We start from the raw sequence: 387 nt of genomic DNA, 5'->3' as shown, positions 1-387 counted from the left end.
TCCTCAGAATGGTCATTATTTATCAATTGATCTTGGACTTCATAATCTGATGACCTGTTATGATTCCGGAAATGGAAAAACTTTTATTCTGGGAAGGAAATATCTTTCGCTGGAAAGATACTTTCACAAAGAAATCAGCAGGGTTCAATCAATATGGTATGCACAGCAGGTGGAAAACGGCATAAAATATCCCCGATCATCGAAACACATCAAGAGGCTTTATCGGAAAAAACAGAACGCAGTAAAGGATTACCTTCATAAGGTGACCAGATGGCTTGCAGAATACTGTAGAAAAGAAGAAATAAACTGTGTAATCATAGGAGATATCCGAAACATCCGTAAAGGAAAAGATATAGGGCACAAGACAAACCAGAAGTTTCACGGACT

At 38.0% G+C, this 387-nt stretch carries 1 protein-coding gene; it reads left to right on the top strand.

Annotated features, from left to right (window positions below; translation table 11 throughout):
* Positions 1-387: transposase (locus tag DWX68_RS14850; RefSeq protein ID WP_243027578.1), on the top strand; the 387-nt coding region annotated here is incomplete at both ends.

Source organism: Clostridium sp. AF20-7 (assembly GCF_003479275.1).
Classification (GTDB): domain Bacteria; phylum Bacillota; class Clostridia; order Lachnospirales; family Lachnospiraceae; genus Otoolea; species Otoolea fessa.
Note: the sequence above shows the minus strand (reverse complement) of the source record. Positions and strands in the feature narration are given on the sequence as shown.